Source organism: Afipia massiliensis (assembly GCF_014203115.1).
GTDB lineage: Bacteria > Pseudomonadota > Alphaproteobacteria > Rhizobiales > Xanthobacteraceae > Afipia > Afipia massiliensis.
Genome location: NZ_JACHIJ010000002.1, coordinates 857,581 through 871,765, shown reverse-complemented (window position 1 = coordinate 871,765; position 14,185 = coordinate 857,581). Strand labels below are relative to the sequence as shown.

Here is a 14,185-nt window from a genome sequence, read left to right as displayed (position 1 = left end):
CATAGCGAACTGATGCAATAAAAAGCCGCCCGAGGGCGGCTTTTTCGATGAGCGGCGATTGCAGGCTGCTTAGGCTAATGACTCAATCGTAGTAGCGCCGCTCGCGGTAGACCTTGCGCGGCTTGGGGGCAGGTCGATACTGCTCGGCGAAAGCAAAGACCGGGTTGACCTGGCAGTAAGCCCGGCGTCCCGATGCGCTCGCCATGCACTGCGCATATGTATTGTAATAGCAGGTGCCGGGGCCGGCCTGGAAGCCTTCGACCAGGCAATAGCGATAATCCCGGGCTTCGGCCGAGCCGGCGCCGAACACGGCCACGCCTGCCACGGCCAGAGCGGCGAAAAGTGCATTGCGCATGAGACGTTCTCCCGGTTGGAAAGAGGCTAAAGCGGAAACATTCTTACGGGAATATGGTTCCGTTGGGACCTGACTTCAAATCAAACGTGGTTGAGGCGGCGGAACGGCCATGCTAGTGCTCGCCGCGTCGCGGGTGTAGCTCAATGGTAGAGCAGCAGCCTTCCAAGCTGAATACGAGGGTTCGATTCCCTTCACCCGCTCCAAAATCCCAGCCCCATAAAATTCATAACAACCTGAAAAAACAGCAGATTACTTAAGTCTGCGGTTGTCGCGTGTCTGTCTGTGTGCTATAGTGTGATACAAATTGGGATACACGCTGAGACACCTGACAGACGCGGATATGCTTCACAAGTCCGACCAGGATCGCTTTCTGTTTCCGCGCAATGGCGTGCTGTATTACTGGCGCCGTGTGCCCAAGACGCTCGCGGCAATCGACAGCCGCGCGCCGCTCATTCGGCACTCGCTCAAGACTGATGATCTCGCGAAAGCGCGTGCGCAGCGCGATGTTCTTGAGAAGGCAGACAATCAACTCTGGGCGGCGATGCTGCTGGAGGGGAGGGAGCCCTCCCAGGCCCTCGAGAAGTATCAGGCGGCCAGGCTGCTGTGCGAAGCGATGGGCTTCAACTACTACCCCGTCGATGAACTGGCGCAGCAGCCCATCCCGCAAATCCTGCAACGTATGAACGTGGTCAAGCCGGTGGACACGCCGGCTGCTGTCGCAGCGGCGGTCCTGGGCGCCGAGCCGCTGCCCAAGGTCAAAGTCAGCGGCGCGTTCAAGGTCTATTGTGAGGAAATCGTCGCGGACGAGCTTACCGGCAAAAGTCCGGCACAGCGTGAGCGCTGGAAGAACGTCAAGAAGCGAGCGATCAACTCCTTCATCAACGTCGTCGGTGACAAGCCGATGGTCGACATTACACGCGACGACGGAAGGACTTTCTACAAATTCTGGCTCGCAAAGCTCGTCAACAAGAACGCCAAGGACCGCAGATCCGCGTCCATGTGCAATCGCATGGTCGGCAATCTTCGCGTGCTCTACGATTCTTACTTCAAGCATCTCGGGGAGTTCGATCGTCAGAACCCGTTTGCGAGCTTCTGGTTTGCCGACAAGTTCAAGAAAACGCGCCCGCCATTCTCGGTCGATTGGATCAAGACAAAAGTCCTGAAGCCCGGGGCGTTGGCCCGCATGAATCCGGAGGGCCGGGCCATTGTTCTCACGCTCGTCGAAACCGGAGCCCGCCCGAGCGAAATCTGCAACCTGACCGAACCCTTCATCAAACTGGACGATCCGGTCCCGCACATCCTGATTGAGCCCCGCCTGGATCCGGATGATCCCAGAGAAATCAAGACGGCGACGTCGATCCGGGCCGTCCCGCTTGTCGGTGCAGCCCTTGCCGCGATGAAAAAGTTTCCGAAAGGGTTTGCGCGATACAAGGACAAGGAAAGCAGCATGTCGGCTGCGCTCAACAAGTTCTTTCGCGAGAACGAGCTTTTCCCGACGCCAAAGCACAAGATCTATTCGTTCAGGCATTCCTTCGAGGACCGCCTCAAGAACGCCGGCGTTGATGATGAGTTGAGACGCTTGCTGATGGGACACGCGATCGATCGTCCGAAATACGGAGCCGGTGGATCGCTGGAATGGCGGCAAGCGGAGTTGCTGAAACTCGCATTGCCCTTCGACGAAACGATTATTTGATCCGTTCCTGGACCCGTGCCAGTCGGGCGTCCATCGCTTTGGCCTTTTCGAGTTCGCTCTCCAGTCGCTCGTAGAGCGGCAGATAGACGGCCCCCTTCTTGCCGGCCTGGACGATGATCTGTGCCAGCCGATCGAGATAACCCTCCAGTTCTTCAACCGTAACGGTCGCGGCTGGCGGTCGTCGACGCTCTGCCCAGTGTCCATCGTGCATACTGCCTCGAAACGCAAACGTCTCCAGAGCAGCTAAAGCGTCGGATCATTCGGGAAAAGGGCCGGCGCACCGTGTTCGCTGAAACGGACGCCACAGCGTAGAAATAGCGGTGCGCGCGTCACTCGCCTGGGCAGCGCCTGTAAACCGATAAAGGGGAATCCAGACATCATGGCCGAGTCGCCGGAGCTTGCACAGCGCCGATTGAGCTTGTCACTGCACCGGGACTCGCCGTAACTCGTCTCATCTGTCCTGCTTGCCGGAATGCTTCCCATGCCACTTCGTTCTGCGGTTTCATCCAAGATCGGCTTTGCACTTGAGATCGACGGTCAAATCAAAACTGAATTCAGCACGAAAGAAGGGGCGGAATCCGGAGCCGCAGAATTGAAACGCCGTTTTCCCGCGCTGCGGATTCGTGTTTACGACGCGGAAACCCGTTCGCTGCACGACGTGAGGCCGTGACGGCATGCCCGTCCGCCGTCCGTTGAGCAGAGGCGCATCCGCTCCAGCCTGGATCGGCGTCACTCCGGAAATTGTTGTCGTCTGATGCCGGCCCTTCGACCCGCCATAAGCCGCGACTCCGGACAAGCGAACGAGTCCCCTGACTCATCTGCCGATCCGGGATTGCCCAACATCGTTCGGCTCCAGTTCGCCAAGATTGACGGCGAGTGGCTGGAGCTTGAAGACATGCAGAGTCGAGGCCTTGCTGCCGAACGATCGTGGTCGTCTTTTTGCGCATTCTTCCGCGCACCCGATCCCGAGGCACTCGCCGCCAGCATGCGCAAGCTGGTGTCACCGCCCCACATCGACATCGTTGTTTCACCATCCGCAGGCGGTGTCTGGGTTCTGGGCGCGTATTATCAGCTTGAACCGGCGCTCGCCCGGTTGGCATCGTCTGCTCCCCGGGGCCGCTGAGTGATGTTTCCGCGCTATCGGACGGATGCTCCCGGAAAAGGCCTTACGAGGCCACGTCTTCGTCGTCGAGGCGCGCATCCGCCAGCATGAAGCGGTGGGTCCGTTTACAAAGCGGGCAATCAACCGAAACAAGCTTCAAGCGTTGACGGTTCACTGTTTCGGCATCCATCCAGATCCCGCTTTCGAAAAGCTGGCGCGCCGTCGGACAGAAGAATTTGAGTGCGACCGTCATCGACATACGCTCGGCCGGATCGCAGAACCTGCGAAGAATGAGACAACCAGATGAGACACTGGCCAAGACTGCTGGTGCTGAAACAAGCCATTCCTGCTCACTAGAAAGACACTTGAGAGAAGCCTAACCCGCAACGAATTCGAAAATAAGTTTTCCAAGCCCAGTGAGACGTCGCTCTGTGCTGGCGGCGGTGGCGCGAAAATGACCTCAACATTTAGACATTGCAGAGCCTCCCGTGAGGAGGGCGTGTCCCTGTCGGGACCGGGCTGTCGGCTGACGCTGAAACCCCGGGCGAGCCGGGTTTTCCCCCTTCGGGCTTCCATCCCTCACGCAGTCCTCGCGGCAATACCACCAGAAAGCCGCTTCCGCGGATCGGTGCAGGGAGATCTGAGCGAGAGTGAGAGTGCGGACCGGATTGGCCGTGACGGGTTGGAAGTCGCGGGAAAGTCTCGCGGCGCCCGTCGCGGAGATCCGCGATGTCCAGATATTATTCTCATGCGCGCGCCGACAAGGACCGGGCGAGCCTCTACGACGAAGTCACCGGCAAGATCATCGCCGAGTTGGAGGCGGGGCGGGTGCCCTGGGTCCAGCCGTGGGGCACCGCGGCGGCGAAGGCGGCGCTGGCGGTGCCGAAGAATGCCGCCACCGGCCGGCAATACAGTGGCGTCAATGTCCTGATCCTGTGGGGTGCCGTCATCGAACGCGGCTTTGCGGGACAGAGCTGGCTGACGTTCCGCCAGGCGCTCTCGCTCGGCGGCCATGTCCGTAAGGGCGAGCGCGGCACGACCGTGGTCTATGCCGACCGCTTCATTCCGAATGATGAGAAGAAGCGCGCGGCGGACACCGGCGACGAAGCGCAGGCCATTCCGTTCCTGAAACGCTTCACGGTGTTCAACACCGACCAGTGCGACGATCTGCCGGTGGAGATCGCCATTGCAGCGCCGCTGCCGCCGCCCGGCATGATCGAGCCGGTTGTCGAAGCACTGATCAAGGCGACCGGCGTCGATTTCCGGATCGGCGGCAATCGTGCCTTCTACATGCCGTCCGAAGACTATGTGCAGGTGCCGCCGCCGGCGGCTTATTTCGAGCCGATCAACTGGCACCGCACGGCGCTGCATGAACTCGGCCATGCCAGCGGTCATCCATCGCGTCTCAACCGCGATCTTGGTGGCAGCTACGGCACGAAAAAATATGCGCTCGAGGAACTCGTGGCGGAATTGAATGCGGCTTTCTGTTGCGCCTCGCTCGGGATCGTTCCGACCGTGCGGCACGCCGACTATATCGGCTCGTGGCTCGATGTCCTGCGTGAAGATGACCGGGCGATCGTGCGCGCTGCAAGCCAGGCCAGCAAGGCTGCCGACTACATCCTTGGCTTCCTGCCGACTGGGAACGCTTCAAGGGATGTGCCAGATGAGGAGAGGAAAGTGGCCTGATCACAGGATGCTTCGACAGAACCGGCCGACGGCGGAACGTGGCCGGTTTACTCCCCGGCGGGAAGCGGTTCGATGTAGGTTCGATGGAACGTGACCGGCGTGGTGTGTCCATCGAACAGGATGATGACCTGGTTTCTGGTCCGGGCTTTCCGAAGCACCGTCCCGACCTTTGCCGCCTGTTTGGGATTCCGCGCCTTTCCCAGTTCGCTGAGGCGAAACCGCGTCCCGGCCTCGAAGTTGTCTGTGTGACCCGCCATTTCGCCTGTTATCCGCAACCGCTCCCGGTCCTTTATCGTTGGGGCGAACATAGCCATCGGCGGCCTACTCACGCCCCCCATAAAGACAACTGAGCCGCCCCTAACATGAAATCTTTTCGCGCCCGGTTTGTTCAGCCTCGCTGACATCGCGGCGACGATATCGCCCGATGGCGGCAGCGCGCCCACGGCGGCCGCCAACAATCACTTCCCGCCGGATCGCGGCACGGGAGCGGTTCGCAGCCTCTGGCGTGTGCGTTCACCGGAAGCGCGCGAGAGGGAGAGGAGGGTGGGTTTTCCGTGACGGGTTGGAGGTCGAGAGAGAGGCTTTCGGCCGCCCGTTTCGGAGACACTGACATGGCAAAGGCCGTTCAGAAGATCAAGCTGTCGTCGTCGCGCGACATTCCCTTCAATAAACTGGTTCTGTCGCAGTCCAATGTGCGCAGGATCAAGGCCGGAATCTCGATCGAGGATTTGGCCGAGGACATCGCGCGGCGGACCCTGCTGCAGAGTCTCAATGTCCGGCCGGTGCTCGACGCCGAGGGCCAGGAAACCGGCATGTTCGAGGTGCCGGCGGGCGGTCGCCGCTACCGCGCGCTCGAACTGCTGGTGAAGCAGAAGCGTCTCGTTAGAACCGCGCCGGTTCCTTGCGTCGTGCGGGACGCTGATGCGGACGTCTCTGCCGAGGAAGACTCGCTGGCCGAAAACGTGCAGCGAGCAGCGCTTCATCCTCTCGATCAGTTCCGCGCGTTCCAGACTTTCCGCGAGCAGGGGCAGTCCGACGAGGATATTGCCGCCAGGTTCTTCGTCTCGGTCAATGTCGTGAAGCAGCGGCTGCGGCTCGCGTCCGTGGCGCCGAGCCTGCTTGACGTCTACGCCGAAGACGGCATGACGCTCGAACAGCTCATGGCGTTCACCGTCACCGGCGATCACGCCCGCCAGGAGCAGGTGTGGGAGACTGTCAGCAAATCCGGAAACGACGAGGCTTACCAGATCCGGCGCATGCTGACGGAGAGCACGGTTCGCGCCTCCGACAGGCGGGCACAATTCGTCGGCGTCGAGGCTTATGAAGCCGCCGGCGGCACAGTGCTGCGCGACCTGTTCGAAAGCGATGATGGCGGCTGGCTCCAGGACGTGCCGCTGCTGGAGCGCCTCGTCACCGACAAGCTGAAGACCGAGGCGGAGACGATCGCGGCCGAAGGCTGGAAGTGGATCGATGTCGCCATCTGCTTCCCCTACGGCCACGACCACGGCATGCGCGAACTTGCGGGCGTGCCGGCCGACCTCACCGCCGATGAGCAGTCTACATACGACGCGCTGCGCTCCGAATATGCGACGCTTGAGGCGAAATATCAGGACGCGGACGAACTGCCCGACGAGGTCGATGTCCGCCTCGGCGAAATCGAAGAGGCCATCGCCGCCTTCGAGAACCGTCCCCATGTGTTCGACCCGGCGGAAATCGTTCACGCTGGCGCCTTCGTCAGCATCGACTCCGAAGGAGAACTTCTGGTCGAACGCGGCTATGTGCGCGACGAGGACGAAGCGGCGTATCGCGCCGCTTTAGTGGAGCCCGAATCTGGCGAAGAGGGCGATGATGACGACGGCCGCGTGGAGGGTGGCGAACCGGGGAGCGCACCCCGCGCCGTGATCACGGTCGGCCGCGGTCAACCCGAGGCCGACGATGATGAGGACGACGGCATCAAACCGTTGCCCGATCGCCTCGTCATGGAACTGACGGCCCATCGCACCCTCGCGCTGCGGGACGCACTTGCGAACAACCCGCATGTTGCGATGACCGCGCTTCTGCACAAGCTCTGCACCGATGCCTTCTTTACGGCCTATGTGCCCGGCTGCATCGAGGCAGCGGTCCGGCACGTCCAGTTGCCGGCGCAGGCACCTGGTTTGAAAGACAGCGCTTCGGCGACGTCGATCGACGAGCGTCACAAGGCCTGGTCGGCCGACATGCCGGACGATGAAGCCGCATTATGGGACTGGCTCGCCGCGCTCGACGAGGCCAGCCGCACGACGTTGCTCGCGCATTGCGTCTCCTTCGGCGTGAACGCGCTGTTCGAGAAGGTCGATCGTTACGATGGCAACGGCGTGTCGTCGCACGGTCTGCGCCGCCGCCTCGACCAGGCCGATCGTCTGGTGCGGGCGGTCAATCTTAACATGGTGGAAGCCGGATGGCGGCCGACGGTCGAGAACTATCTCGGGCGCGTCACCAAGAGCCGCATTCTCGAGGCGGTGCGTGAAGCCAAAGGCGAATCCTCCGCCCAGCTCATCGACCATCTCAAGAAGGGCGAAATGGCGAAGGAGGCCGAGCGGCTGCTCGACGACACCGGCTGGCTCCCCGAGCCGCTGCGTCCTGCCGAGACCACGTCGGAATCGAACGACTCTGGAACTGCCGCGGACCCGCTGCCCGAATTCCTCACCGATGACGGTGAGGAGTCTGACGAGACGGCCGAAGACGAGCACGCGCACGCCGTCGCCGCCGAATGACCCGATCCTGCGGGGCGGCTCCGGCCGTCCCGCGTCCTTCCAGCATTTCACCCCTTAAGCCCGGCCGCAGTGCCGGGCTTTTTGCATTTCACAACCTGTTCGAAAGGAGCCCCGTCATGGGTTGGCTCTACATGCAATCGCTCAAGGGCTATTCCGGTCCACGCCAGTATCTCGACGCACAGTTCTCCTTCTCTCGTCCTGATGGGACGTCGAAAGTGCTGCGATCCGCGCTCGTTGGCATGCGGGTCTACTATGCTGCCATTGAGCACATCCGCCCCGAGACGTCCGAACGGATCGTGTTCGCTGCCGTCTGTCTCATTCACTACAATCCTCGCGACCGCGAGGGCTATATCTTCGGCTACAAGGACATGGACGAAACAGTCGGGCCGAACGAAGCGAATTGTCCGGAGGCAATTCTCAATCTGCTGACGCCCACCAAGTATGCCTATGCCCAGGCATGGCGTGCTCGCTGCCGGGAGAATGCGGCCGCGCGGCGCGCGTTGTCGTGCAAGCCAACGCCACGGCCCGGTCAGACCATTGTTTTCGATACGGCGCTCTCGTTCTCCGACGGCCGCAGCCTCGACAGGTTCGAGGTTGTCGCCAATCCCCGCAGTCATCGCACCGTGTTGTTTCGCGCTGTCGATAGCGGCGGGCTCTATCGCATCAGCAACGTCAAACGTCTCACCTACAGTCTGATTGATCCGGGAGGATCGCATCCGTAGTCGGCGGTCTGACCGCGAAGGGGCCGGCGTGATCGCGCCGGCCCTTTCTTTTTGGCGGCTGCTGAAAGGGAGAGGCGGGCCGGGACGGGTTTGAGCCGCCGCGGAGAAAGAGAGCGTCCGGGCGGCCGATCCGTCCCCGCTCTCGGTAAGGCTCCCATCATGTCGCAATTGTCCTCTTCCGCGGCCGTCGCTGCGGCCGCGCCGGTTTGCGCCCCGGCAGATCCCGCCGTTGCCATCGTCGCTGCTGCGCAGCTCCTCGCTCCCCATCTCGAATCCGGCCGCCGCATCGATGCCGCGATCCTGCGCGCCGCGATGCAAACCACCTTCGGCGGCTCCGACAGCGACGGCGCCTGGACCTGGAAGCTGGCCTATGAAGCCTGCGAGGCCGCCATGGTTCTGTTCCTGCGCAAGTTCGGTCCCGCCATGCGGGCGAAGGCGGCTTCTCCTGCTGCAATGCTGCCGATGCTCGCCAAAGTTTCCGTTCTTCTTCCCACCCATACGCGCCGCTCCGAAGAGAGCGAGGCGCTTCAGCAATTCTCGACCCCGGTTGCGCTGGGATACGCTGCAAGCGTCGCGGCTGCGATCACGCCCGCCGATGTTCTGCTCGAACCCTCGGCGGGAACGGGGTTGCTTGGCGTATTCGGTGAACTCGCCGGCGCATCGCTGGTGCTGAATGAGTTCGCCGAGACGCGCGCGGCCATCCTCACGCAGCTCTTTCCCGCCGTGTCCACGACGCAGCACGACGCAGCCCACATCGACGATCATCTCGACAGCGGCCTCGTGCCGAGCGTCATTCTGATGAATCCGCCATTCTCCGCCGCGGTGCATGTTGACCGCCCCGTCGCGGACGCTGCCCTTCGCCATGTCGCGTCGGCGCTCGACCGGCTGGCCGACGGCGGGCGCTTGGTCGCTATCACCGACGCCAATGTCGCGCCCGATCATCCGGCCTGGCACGACGCCTTCGTTCGGCTGCAGGAGCGAGGCCGCATCGTGTTCTCGGCGGCGATCGACGGCGCGGTCTATGCCAAGCACGGCACCACGACGCCGACCCGGCTGACCGTGATCGACAAGATGCCGGCCACTGACCCTGGCGTATGTCCGGCGTCCTGCGGCGTCGCGCGCGATGTTGCGACGTTGCTCGGTTGGATCGGCGAACACGTTCCGCCCCGGCCTCCCGCCACCGGCACCGCGCGTGCGCCAATGGCGCCGTCTGCCGCCGTTCCCCGCACGGTGCGCGGCTATCTGGCGCGGGCCGCGTCGGGGGCGGTGGCGAAAGCATCCGCCGCCGAGCCGGAGGCGATCGAACTCGCCTACGAGACTGTCGATTGGACGCCTCGTGAGGGGGCGCGCCTGACGGACGCGATCTATGAGGAATACGCGCTCCAGTCGATCCGCGTGCCGGGCGCAAAGCCGCACCCGACGAAGCTCGTGCAGTCAGCCGCAATGGCGTCGGTCGCCCCGCCGGTTCCGGCCTATCGCCCGCATCTACCGTCAAGCATCATCACTGGCGGACTGCTCTCGGACGCGCAGCTCGAATCCGTCATCTACGCGGGCGAAGCGCACGCCGACGTTCTCGCCGGCTGCTGGAGCGTCGACGACACCTTCGACCGCGTCACCGCGGCGCGCGACGATGCAGAGAACGCGGTGCGGTTTCGGCGCGGCTTCTTTCTCGGCGACGGCACCGGCGCCGGCAAGGGCCGCCAAGTCGCCGGCATCGTTCTCGACAACTGGCTCAAGGGCCGCCGCCGTGCGGTTTGGATCAGCAAATCCGACAAGCTGATCGAGGATGCGCAGCGGGACTGGCTGGCGCTGGGCCAGGAGCGCCTCCTGATCACGCCGCTGTCGCACTTCCGGCAGGGAACGCCGATCCGGCTCGGTGAAGGCATCCTTTTTACGACCTATGCCACGCTACGCTCCGACGAGCGCGGCGAGAAGCTTTCGCGCGTCCAGCAAATCCTCCAATGGTTGGGATCCGATTTCGACGGCGTCATTGTGTTCGACGAAAGCCACGCGATGCAGAATGCGGCGGGAGGCAAGGGCGAGCGCGGCGACCATGCGGCGTCGCAGCAAGGGCGCGCCGGCCTGCGGCTCCAGCACGCCTTGCCGAATGCGCGCGTGCTTTATGTGTCGGCGACCGGCGCCACCACCGTTCACAACCTGGCCTATGCCCAGCGGCTTGGGCTGTGGGGCGGGGAGGACTTTCCCTTTGCGTCCCGCGCCGAATTCGTCGAGGCGATCGAGAGCGGCGGCGTTGCGGCGATGGAGGTGCTGGCCCGCGACCTCAAGGCGCTCGGCCTCTATACAGCCCGTTCGCTGTCCTATGACGGCGTCGAATACGAACTGGTTGAACACAGGCTGACGAACGAACAGATCCGCATCTACGACGACTATGCCGGTGCGTTTTCGGTCATTCACAACAATCTCGACGCCGCCATGCGGGCGGCCAATGTCACCGGCGAAACCGGTACGCTGAACGCCCAGGCGAAATCCGCGGCGCGCTCGGCTTTCGAGAGCACGAAGCAGCGCTTCTTCAATCATCTCATCACCGCCATGAAAACACCGACGCTGATTGCGTCCGTCGAGCGCGACCTGAAAGCCGGTCATGCTGCCGTGATCCAGATCGTCTCGACCGGCGAAGCGTTGATGGAGCGACGCCTTGCCGAAATTCCGACCGAAGAGTGGGGCGACGTGCAGGTCGACATCACGCCGCGCGAATACGTCCTCGACTATCTCGCGCACAGCTTTCCGACCCAGCTCTACGAGCCGTTCACCGACGGCGAAGGCAACCTGTCGTCGCGTCCGGTCTTCCGCGACGGTCAGCCGGTGCAGAGCCGCGACGCGGTCGCACGCCGGGATCGCATGATCGAGAAGCTCGCCTCGTTGCCGCCTGTGCATGGCGCGCTCGACCAGATCGTGCAGCGTTTCGGCACTGATCAGGTCGCAGAAGTCACCGGGCGGTCGCGCCGCATCGTGCGGAAGACCGGCGCCTCGTCCGACCGCTTGATGGTGGAGAACCGCGCCGGATCGGCCAACCTCGCCGAAACCCAGGTGTTCATGGACGACATCAAGCGCATCCTGGTGTTCAGCGACGCCGGCGGCACAGGACGCAGCTACCACGCCGAACTGTCCGCCCGAAACCGGCGGCTGCGCATACATTATCTATTGGAGGCCGGGTGGAAGGCCGATGCCGCCATTCAGGGGCTGGGCCGCACCAACCGCACCAATCAGGCGCAGCCGCCGCTGTTCCGGCCGATCGCCACGAACGTCAAGGCCGAGAAGCGGTTCCTTTCGACCATCGCGCGCCGTCTCGACACGCTCGGCGCCATCACCAAGGGCCAGCGCCAGACCGGCGGGCAGGGCCTGTTCCGCGCCGAGGATAATCTGGAGAGCCATTACGCGCGCGACGCGCTGCGGCAACTCTATCTCCTGATCGTCGGCGGCAAGGTCGAAGGCTACTCGCTGCAAGTCTTCGAAGGTGCGACCGGGCTGAAGCTTATGGATGCGAACGGCATCAAGGACGAGCTGCCGCCCATCACGACGTTCCTCAACCGTCTTCTGGCTCTGACGATCGACTTGCAGAACATTCTATTCGCGGCGTTCGAGCAACTGCTCGCCGCCCGCATCGAAGGCGCGATTGCGTCCGGCACGTTCGACGTCGGTCTGGAGACCCTGACGGCGGAGAGCTTCGCCGTCACCAGCCGGCAGACAATCTACACCCATCCCGGCACCGCCGCTGAGACGCAGCTTCTCACGATCACGCAGCGCCAGCGCAACAGTCCCGTTACACTCGATGATGCGCTGGAGCGGTTGTCTGATCCGCGGGTGTTGCTGCTGATCAACACCCAGTCGGGCCGCGCCGCTGTGCAGGTGCCGGCGCGCAGCATCATGCTCGACGACGGGGAGGTCGAACGGCGCGTTCGCCTGATCCGTCCGATGGAGCAGCCGGTCATGCCATTGGGGGCGATGCCGCAGACCCATTGGCAGGAAGCCGACCGCGCCGTCTTCGCCCGTGCGTGGTCGGGGGAACTCGCCGCACTTCCGGAGTTCACCGACAGCGAAATCCATATCGTCGCCGGACTGTTGCTTCCGATCTGGAAGCGGCTGCCGCAGGAATCCACCCGCGTCTATCGCCTCCAGACCGACGACGGCGCCCGCATCATCGGCCGCAAGGTGCCGCCAGCCTGGGTCGCGAACATGACGGGGGCCGCTCCGTCATCGCTCGCTCCTGAATCGGTGTTTGCGGCATTGCTCGATGGCCGCACCATCATCGAACTTGCCGAGGGCCTGCAGCTCCGGCGCGTGCGCGTGATGGGAGCCAACCGGATTGAACTCTCCGGCTTCACCGACGCCATGCGCGAGCGGCTCACGGCCTATGGCCTGTTTCACGAGATCATCTCGTGGAAGTTGCGGATGTTCGTTCCCGTCGACCGCAACGGACCGGGCGTGCTCGCCAAGGTGCTCGACCGTTATCCGGTGGCCCGTGTGGCCGAGCGCGAGGCGGCCTGATCATGCGTCAGGATGCCTCCGATCTCGCGCGCCGCCTCACAAGACATGCAGAGGCGGTGTGCCGTATCCATCTGTCGAACGGGCGCCGCGAAGGGCGTTACTGGCTGGTGGGTGACGTCAAGAACACGCCGGGGCGATCGCTGTTCGTGCGCCTGACCGGAGCCGAATCCGGGAAAGGCGCGGCGGGAAAGTGGACCGATGCCGCGACCGGCGAGCACGGCGATCTGCTCGACATCATCCAGATGGCGGGCAGCCTTCCGTTCCGCGACGCCGCCCGCGAAGCGCGCCGCATCCTCAGCCTGCCGCCACCGCTTCCCGAGCCCGATCACGGACTCCGGCGAGCCGCGGCGCCGACCGGATCGCCCGAGGCGGCACAACGCCTGTGGGCAATCTCGCAACCGATCGCCGGCACGCTCGCCGAGATTTATCTGCACCAGCGTGGCCTCACGCGCCTGCATGAGACCGCGAGCCTGCGGTTTCATCCGCGCTGCTACTTTCGCCCCGAGGGGCATGGTCCGACCGAGACCTTGCCGGCCCTGATTGCCGCAGTCACTAACCGCGATCGCTGCATTACCGGCCTGCACCGCACCTGGCTTAATCCGTCAGGATTCGATCCGGTGACGCTCGGCAAGGCCGCGATCGACACGCCACGCCGCGCGATGGGCGATCTGCTCGGACACGCCGTGCGTTTCGGTGCGGTGGATGACGTTGCCGCCGCAGGCGAGGGCATCGAGACCATGCTGTCGCTGCGCATGGTTGTGCCAATGATGCCGATGCTCAGTGCGCTCTCGGCCGCGCATCTCGCTGCCATCCTGTTTCCGGCCCGACTACGCCGTCTCTATGTCGCCCGCGACGATGATCCTGCCGGCAATACGGCGCACGACACGCTGATCGATCGAGCCCGCGAGGCCGGCATCGACGCGATCCCGCTGGCGCCGGCACTCGGCGATTTCAACGACGATTTGCGGCTGCTCGGCGAGGATACGCTGCGGGCCGCAATTCGGCTCCAACTCCTCCCGCAGGACGTCGCCCGCTTCATGCTGACGCCCGATCGGGTCCGCTAAGGGAGGGCGGGGGCGGTGCGGCGGGCTTGCGGGTCGTGCGGCAGCTCCCGGTCTCGGAAAGGGCCGCGCAGCCGGCCTTCTTGAGAGGCGCCGTTTTGCGGCAAACGGTCCGGCCCGGCAATGCCTGCGGCGCGGCTATTTTCCGCCGCGCGCCGCCGAAGGGCACTCACATTTATTCATAGGACGACGGCGCGCTTTGCATCGCGAAGCAAAATAACCGCGCCTCCGGCATCCTCCGCTTTGCTCCGGCCACGGCGCTGCGCGCCGTGGTGCAAGTCTGGCCCGTCCGCCGCCTTTCGTCGCC

Annotated in this window: 12 protein-coding genes and 1 tRNA gene; 9 read left to right on the top strand and 4 right to left on the bottom strand. The window is 63.7% G+C overall.

The genetic code is table 11. The features are described 5' to 3' along the window. Positions 1–82: 82 nt before the first annotated feature. Positions 83–355, bottom strand: a complete 273-nt coding sequence (locus tag HNQ36_RS09115; protein WP_046826871.1) for a DUF3551 domain-containing protein — start codon at positions 353–355, stop codon at positions 83–85. Positions 356–484: 129 nt separating this feature from the next. Between HNQ36_RS09115 and HNQ36_RS09110 the strand changes: the two genes are divergently transcribed. Together HNQ36_RS09110 and HNQ36_RS09105 are read left to right on the top strand one after the other, a co-directional pair. Further along, positions 485–558: transfer RNA gene (locus HNQ36_RS09110), tRNA-Gly, on the top strand. 137 nt (positions 559–695) lie between these two features. Next, the gene (locus HNQ36_RS09105) at positions 696–2,048 is read left to right on the top strand and encodes a DUF6538 domain-containing protein (protein ID WP_024919085.1); all 1,353 of its coding nucleotides are present in this window, start codon (positions 696–698) and stop codon (positions 2,046–2,048) included. On the opposite strand, the gene HNQ36_RS09100 is transcribed toward HNQ36_RS09105, so the two are convergent. After that, complete coding sequence (locus HNQ36_RS09100) at positions 2,041–2,259, bottom strand: hypothetical protein (RefSeq protein ID WP_024919086.1); 219 nt, start codon at positions 2,257–2,259, stop codon at positions 2,041–2,043. The two genes, HNQ36_RS09105 and HNQ36_RS09100, sit on opposite strands and share 8 nt — an antisense overlap. 261 nt (positions 2,260–2,520) lie before the next feature. Here HNQ36_RS09100 and HNQ36_RS09095 point away from each other — a divergent pair, with 261 nt between their 5' ends. Beyond that, a complete protein-coding gene (locus HNQ36_RS09095; protein WP_246395321.1) occupies positions 2,521–2,718 on the top strand; it encodes a hypothetical protein in 198 nt (65 codons plus the stop codon). Positions 2,719–2,880: 162 nt separating this feature from the next. Continuing rightward, entirely contained in the window at positions 2,881–3,171 is a 291-nt protein-coding gene (locus HNQ36_RS09090) for a hypothetical protein (RefSeq protein WP_024919088.1), read from the top strand. Positions 3,172–3,214: 43 nt separating this feature from the next. Here HNQ36_RS09090 and HNQ36_RS09085 read toward each other — a convergent pair whose 3' ends face one another. Continuing rightward, on the bottom strand, positions 3,215–3,403 hold the full coding sequence (locus tag HNQ36_RS09085; RefSeq protein ID WP_152544102.1) for a hypothetical protein: 189 nt from the start codon (positions 3,401–3,403) through the stop codon (positions 3,215–3,217). A gap of 476 nt (positions 3,404–3,879) precedes the next feature. On the opposite strand from HNQ36_RS09085, the gene HNQ36_RS09080 reads away from it, so the two are divergent. Then, positions 3,880–4,836: an ArdC family protein gene (locus HNQ36_RS09080; protein WP_184083925.1), complete on the top strand. Its 957-nt coding sequence runs from the start codon at positions 3,880–3,882 to the stop codon at positions 4,834–4,836. A 47-nt stretch (positions 4,837–4,883) separates the two neighbouring features. On the opposite strand, the gene HNQ36_RS09075 is transcribed toward HNQ36_RS09080, so the two are convergent. Continuing rightward, entirely contained in the window at positions 4,884–5,093 is a 210-nt protein-coding gene (locus tag HNQ36_RS09075) for a hypothetical protein (RefSeq protein ID WP_152544103.1), read from the bottom strand. A 354-nt stretch (positions 5,094–5,447) separates the two neighbouring features. Between HNQ36_RS09075 and HNQ36_RS09070 the strand changes: the two genes are divergently transcribed. The 4 genes from HNQ36_RS09070 to HNQ36_RS09055 all read left to right on the top strand — a co-directional run bounded on the left by HNQ36_RS09070 (position 5,448) and on the right by HNQ36_RS09055 (position 13,881). After that, entirely contained in the window at positions 5,448–7,589 is a 2,142-nt protein-coding gene (locus HNQ36_RS09070; protein ID WP_184083923.1) for a ParB/RepB/Spo0J family partition protein, read from the top strand. A gap of 116 nt (positions 7,590–7,705) precedes the next feature. After that, entirely contained in the window at positions 7,706–8,311 is a 606-nt protein-coding gene (locus HNQ36_RS09065; RefSeq protein WP_184083921.1) for a DUF6927 domain-containing protein, read from the top strand. 159 nt (positions 8,312–8,470) lie between these two features. Further along, complete coding sequence (locus tag HNQ36_RS09060) at positions 8,471–12,817, top strand: strawberry notch-like NTP hydrolase domain-containing protein (RefSeq protein WP_184083919.1); 4,347 nt, start codon at positions 8,471–8,473, stop codon at positions 12,815–12,817. A 2-nt stretch (positions 12,818–12,819) separates the two neighbouring features. Continuing rightward, positions 12,820–13,881 (top strand): DUF7146 domain-containing protein, encoded by a 1,062-nt coding sequence (locus HNQ36_RS09055; RefSeq protein ID WP_184083917.1) that lies wholly within the window; start codon positions 12,820–12,822, stop codon positions 13,879–13,881. Positions 13,882–14,185 lie beyond the last annotated feature (304 nt).

Excerpts from the sequence above, each read along its gene's own strand:
- HNQ36_RS09115 (WP_046826871.1), bottom strand. The coding sequence starts at position 355 with ATGCGCAATGCACTTTTCGCCGCTCTGGCCGTGGCAGGCGTGGCCGTG.
- HNQ36_RS09105 (WP_024919085.1), top strand. The coding sequence starts at position 696 with ATGCTTCACAAGTCCGACCAGGATCGCTTTCTGTTTCCGCGCAATGGC.
- HNQ36_RS09100 (WP_024919086.1), bottom strand. The coding sequence starts at position 2,259 with ATGCACGATGGACACTGGGCAGAGCGTCGACGACCGCCAGCCGCGACC.
- HNQ36_RS09095 (WP_246395321.1), top strand. The coding sequence starts at position 2,521 with ATGCTTCCCATGCCACTTCGTTCTGCGGTTTCATCCAAGATCGGCTTT.
- HNQ36_RS09085 (WP_152544102.1), bottom strand. The coding sequence starts at position 3,403 with ATGACGGTCGCACTCAAATTCTTCTGTCCGACGGCGCGCCAGCTTTTC.
- HNQ36_RS09080 (WP_184083925.1), top strand. The coding sequence starts at position 3,880 with ATGTCCAGATATTATTCTCATGCGCGCGCCGACAAGGACCGGGCGAGC.
- HNQ36_RS09075 (WP_152544103.1), bottom strand. The coding sequence starts at position 5,093 with ATGGCGGGTCACACAGACAACTTCGAGGCCGGGACGCGGTTTCGCCTC.
- HNQ36_RS09070 (WP_184083923.1), top strand. The coding sequence starts at position 5,448 with ATGGCAAAGGCCGTTCAGAAGATCAAGCTGTCGTCGTCGCGCGACATT.
- HNQ36_RS09065 (WP_184083921.1), top strand. The coding sequence starts at position 7,706 with ATGGGTTGGCTCTACATGCAATCGCTCAAGGGCTATTCCGGTCCACGC.
- HNQ36_RS09060 (WP_184083919.1), top strand. The coding sequence starts at position 8,471 with ATGTCGCAATTGTCCTCTTCCGCGGCCGTCGCTGCGGCCGCGCCGGTT.
- HNQ36_RS09055 (WP_184083917.1), top strand. The coding sequence starts at position 12,820 with ATGCGTCAGGATGCCTCCGATCTCGCGCGCCGCCTCACAAGACATGCA.